This is a genomic window from Syntrophorhabdus sp., assembly GCA_012719415.1.
Classification (GTDB): domain Bacteria; phylum Desulfobacterota; class Syntrophorhabdia; order Syntrophorhabdales; family Syntrophorhabdaceae; genus Delta-02.
The window spans coordinates 1-4,955 of record JAAYAK010000291.1; the positions used below are offsets into that span (position 1 = coordinate 1).

Annotated in this window: 4 protein-coding genes; 3 read left to right on the forward strand and 1 reads right to left on the reverse strand. The window is 57.5% G+C overall.

The genetic code is table 11. From position 1 onward, the window contains the following. Positions 1-178, reverse strand: a 178-nt coding sequence (locus GXX82_16770; GenBank protein ID NLT24698.1) for a prepilin-type N-terminal cleavage/methylation domain-containing protein, incomplete at its 3' end; no start/stop codon positions are given. Between the two features lie 292 nt (positions 179-470). Between GXX82_16770 and GXX82_16775 the strand changes: the two genes are divergently transcribed. From GXX82_16775 to GXX82_16785, 3 genes are all read left to right on the forward strand, one after another. Beyond that, on the forward strand, positions 471-2,930 hold the full coding sequence (locus GXX82_16775) for a hypothetical protein (protein NLT24699.1): 2,460 nt from the start codon (positions 471-473) through the stop codon (positions 2,928-2,930). A 56-nt stretch (positions 2,931-2,986) separates the two neighbouring features. After that, positions 2,987-4,459 carry a type II secretion system ATPase GspE gene (gene gspE / locus GXX82_16780; protein NLT24700.1) on the forward strand — a complete coding sequence of 491 codons (1,473 nt, stop codon included), beginning with the start codon at positions 2,987-2,989 and terminating at the stop codon, positions 4,457-4,459. Then, positions 4,460-4,955, forward strand: a 496-nt coding sequence (locus tag GXX82_16785; GenBank protein NLT24701.1) for a type II secretion system protein GspF, incomplete at its 3' end; no start/stop codon positions are given. It abuts the gene before it with no gap.

The window sequence follows — 4,955 nt, forward strand, 5'->3', positions numbered from 1 at the left end:
GGGTCTGCGAAAGAAGTTCGACCTGTGCCCTCGCCGCGGCCTGCTTGCCTTTGCCGAGTTTCGGAAATACCTTGGGACCGACCAGAGCCACAAGGAGCCCGACGATGACCATGACGACGAGGAGTTCTACAAGCGTGAAGCCGCGTCTGTCCGTGGAATAGGGGTACTGAATTTTCATGTGTCCTCCCTCAATGCCGTGTTCTGATTCCGGCGATATCGTTTTGGAAAAAGACTAATCCGACGAGGTTCTTTTGTCACTACCTCGACTGGCCTGTTCATCACATTCTGCGGCGTAATGGTACTATTTCGGAATTTGGCTCCCCTCACGTCGGCCGCGGGTTCTGCTCTGCAAGGGCAGTCGCCTTGTTGAAACCATAATGCGTCAGTTTTATCCCATTACGATGTGAACTTGTCTCGGTTAACTCTAGAATCCTATTGGTCTTGGAAAAACTACAGCGGGTGATGAAACGATGACAAATGTCCGAAAGCTCATATTCTTGTCGTGTCTCTTTTTCGTTCTTGTCGTACCGCCTTTGCATGCCGACGACAATCGCCGGGAGGCGGTGCCCTCCCGGCAGACACCCGAGGCATCGGCGCCGAAAAGAACAGTGGGCGGCCAGTCGGTAGTACGTTCCGCCGCGGTGTCCCCGTCGGCAAAGGACGAAAATACGGAAAAAGAGGAGCAGGCGGCCGGTGATAGAGGAAAGATCTCGCCTCCGGGGAATCCGTCTGTCCCTCCGGGAAAGATGCCTTCACAGGCCAAGAGGCATGGCGTAAGGTCAGCGGGCCCCGTCAGCCTGTCCTTTGATGACGCCGACATGTACCAGGTCATCCAGACCGTTTTCGGTGAGATTCTGAGGGTCAATTATATTGTCGACCAGAGGGTGAAAGGGCGGGTGACGTTCCGTTCCGTAACCCCTGTCGAGGGTGACAAGGTGCTGTCCGTCATGGAGGTCATCCTGAGGCTGAGCGGGGTGGGCGTTGTGGAAGAAGGTGGTCTTTACAGGATCGTACCGATCGGCGATGTTGCCAGAGAACCGGCGGAAGCGACCGTCGGCAGAGACCCCGATTCCATCGAGATCGAGGGCAAATCGATCATACGCGTAGTGCCCATCATGTACGGTCAGTCATCGGAAATCGTCAAACTGATCACACCTTTCCTCACGACAACCGCCGTGATCATTGATGTTCCCAACATCAACCACATCATGCTTGTCGACACCGACGCGAACGTGAAGAGGCTGCTCAAGCTCATCGACCTTTTTGACAGCGAACAGACAAAGAAGAGGAAGCCCCAGGTTTTTGTTTATCATGTCCAGAACAGCAAAGCGAAAGATATAGCGAACATACTGCAGCAGGTCTTTCTTTCCTCCGGACAAGGCGGCGCGGCGAATCCACCCCTTGCTGCGTCACCCTCCGCGGGGAAGACGGCGGGCGCAGCCGGTGCCCCGGCGGCGCGCGGCGGGTCGGTAGTGTCAGGCTCCCAGGCAGGAGAGGGCCTCATTTCTCCCATAACGAAGATCATCGCCGAGGAGAACCTCAACTCCCTTATTGTCCTCAGCCTGCCCGAAGATTATGAGGTCATCAAGGAGGCCATCCGGCGCGTCGATATTATCCCGAGGCAGGTCATTATCGAAGGGGTGATCGCGGAGATCACCCTGAAGGATGACCTGAAGCTTGGCGTTTCTTGGGCCCTTCAGTTCTCGCCGGGCGGTATGAACGGCGTGTTGGGGGCAGTGGACGGGACAGTCGGATTCGATGTGCCTGGCGCGACAGCGACGAGCACGACAGGCAGCGGGACATTCACCTTTGCGGGGACCGTCGGGGGCGACTTCAAGACGGTCATCGATACGCTTGCGACGCAATCGAAGGCAAAGCTTCTTGCCGTGCCGCGTATACTGGTGACGGATAACAAGGAGGCTCGGATCCAGGTGGGTGAGCAGGTCCCCATCGTGACAACGGAAACGATAGCGTCCACCACCACTGCCGCTCAGCGGACCATCCAGTACAAGGACATCGGCATCATCCTCAAGGTAAAGCCCCGCATCAATGAAGGCGGACTTGTCACCCTCGACCTCGCCCAGGAAGTCTCTTCCTACGACACTATCACCCTTTTCGACGGCGAGACCAACATCATTGTGAAAAAGACGGAGGCGACAACGAACCTTGTGGTTCAGGACGGCCAGACGATCCTCATCGGAGGGCTTATCAGGGAGGACGTATCTGCGGCGCGATCGGGCATTCCGTACCTCAGCAAGATACCGCTTCTCGGATATCTCTTCGGCAGTACTACGGACGAAAATCACCGCAAGGAGCTGATCATACTCCTCACCCCGCGGGTCATCAAGAACCAGCACGATGCCCGGAAGGCCACATCTTCCTATGTTGACGATATAACGAAGACAGGCAAGGGAAAGCTGAAGAAGGAAGAGCTTATCCGCGACATCCCCCGGCAGGAGAAGGACGGGAAGAATGATGCCGGCGAGACCGGGAAGGGTCCGCAAAGCAAGAACGCCGGATCGGAAGGGCAGGCGACAAAGCCGCCGCGGGTCAGCGAAGATAAGGAGAAGCCCCAGGTCTCTGTCCAGGAAGACACAAAAAAGAACAAGACGCAGAAGCAACCCGGGACCAGGCCCGCGCGAGAGATAAAGGAAGGACAAGGAACAAAGGAACACGAGGCGATGCACACGAAGGCCCCGATGGCACAGAATGACATCAAGGTCCAGCCCAACGGGAACCGGAAAGCGGAAAAACAGGTCCAGCCTCAGCAAGCCCCGAAGACATCGGTTGAGAAGGCGCAGGACAAAGATGGGAAAGAACCCGAACCTGCCCGGTCTCAGGACAGCCCGGCAGGAAAAGAACCTGCGCCCCGGGCGGCAGGAGAGGAACCCGCGGCCAAGGCGGCGACGCGAAGCGGAGGAGAGTCGTGAACGGCAAGACGATAATACATCTCTCTCCGGAGGAGTTTCCCAGGGTGCCTCTTGTCATGGACGGCATAGCGACGCGTTTCATCAGGGAGAACAAGATCATCCCCTTCGAGTGGAAGGATGGTACGCTCAAGATCATCATGGCCGATCCTTCCAGGCGGGAACTTGTCGACGCGCTGAGGGCGGCCACCGCAAGTGACGTCCTCGTCCATACCGGGGACCCAGCTGTCATCGACGAGCACATCTCCCGGTTCTACAGCAAGGACCAGCAGAACCTCGACAAGATCATAGAGGGGATCGATGAACGGGAGGGCTACGAGTTCATACGTGATGAGGAAGAGGAGGATGTAGGCCACCTCAAGGACCTTGCGTCGGAAGCACCCATCATCAGGCTAGTGAACCTCTTCATCACCCGTGCCGTGGAGTTAAGGGCGAGCGACATCCATATCGAGCCTTTCGAAGACGAGATGAAGATCCGCTACCGCATAGACGGTGTCCTCAATGACGTGGAATCCACACCGAAGAGACTTCAGGCGGCCATCGTCTCGCGCATCAAGATCATGGCCAGGCTCAACATTGCCGAGCGCAGGCTTCCCCAGGACGGAAGGATACGGCTGCGTGTGGGCGAGAAGGAGATCGCCATCAGGGTTTCCACCATCCCCATCGTGAATGGGGAGAGCATCGTCATGAGGTTGCTCGACAGGGAGAGCATCGTCATTGACCTTGCCAGATTGGGTTTTTCACAGGCCATGCTCATGTCCCTCGATAGGCTCATCACGAAGCCCAACGGTATCATCCTTGTGACGGGGCCGACGGGCAGCGGCAAGACAACGACCCTCTACGGGGCGCTCGACAAGATAAACTCGCCGGAGAAGAAGATCATCACCGTGGAAGACCCCGTCGAGTATCAGCTGAAAGGTGTCAACCAGATCCAGGTGAAGCCCCAGATCGGGCTCGATTTTAACAGCACGTTGCGCCACATCGTCAGACAGGACCCGGACATCATCATGATAGGCGAGATTCGGGACCTGGAGACCGCTCAGATAGCCATCCAGTCGGCACTGACGGGGCATCTCGTATTCTCGACGCTTCACACGAACGACGCGCCGAGCGCGATCACACGCCTTCTTGATATGGGTGTGGAGAGCTTTCTTCTATCGTCCACGGTCCGGGGCATCCTCGCGCAGAGGCTCGTGAGGATGATCTGCCCCGATTGCAGGCGCCAGACAGGCGTATCCGACGACGTCGAGGAACTCATGGCCCTCGGCATGGGTGGCGGTGTGCCCGTCTGGCGGGGAGCAGGCTGCGAGGCCTGCGGACATACGGGATTCTTCGGTCGCTCGGGACTCTTCGAGCTTCTCGTTGTCGATGAAGATCTGAGGCGGTTGACGTTGAAGGGCGCCGACGAGGGAGAGATCAGGGCCCAGGCGAGAAGGTCGGGCATGAAGACGCTTCTCGAAGACGGGATGGAGAAGATCCGCATGGGTGTGACCACGCTTGATGAGGTTTTTCGGGTCACGAGGGAGGATTGATTGGGAGTGTATTCGTACAAGGCGACAACTCTTGAAGGCGCCATCATCGAAGGCACCGTCGAGGCGCCCGATGAAAACCTGGCCTTGGAGAGGATCAAGGACTCGGGCGCCATCCCTTTGAAGGTTTCGTCACCGGGAAAGGGGGTCCTCAAAAAGGGCGTGTCGCTGCACTCATCGAAGGGTGACCTTCTCACCTTCACCGCCGAGCTGTCGGCGCTTATCGGCGCGGGCCTTCCCCTCGATCGGAGTCTCAACATCCTGGCCGGGGTCTCCGAAGGCAGACAGATGCAGGAGGTGGTCAATTCCGTTCTGAGACTCATACGCGAAGGGAGTTCCTTTTCCGATGCCCTGAAAAAGCATCCCAGGGTCTTTCCCAGGCTTTACGTGAATATGGTCCGGGCCGGTGAAACGGGTGGTGTTCTGGAGATCGTCCTCGAAAAGCTGGGCGAGTTTCTCGAAACAGCGAAAGAACTGAAAGACAGTGTCTACTCGGCCA

What these genes read in the sequence shown, in the direction of transcription:
- gspE (NLT24700.1), top strand. Translation starts at nt 2,987, where the DNA reads ATGGACGGCATAGCGACGCGTTTCATCAGGGAGAACAAGATCATCCCC.
- GXX82_16775 (NLT24699.1), top strand. Translation starts at nt 471, where the DNA reads ATGACAAATGTCCGAAAGCTCATATTCTTGTCGTGTCTCTTTTTCGTT.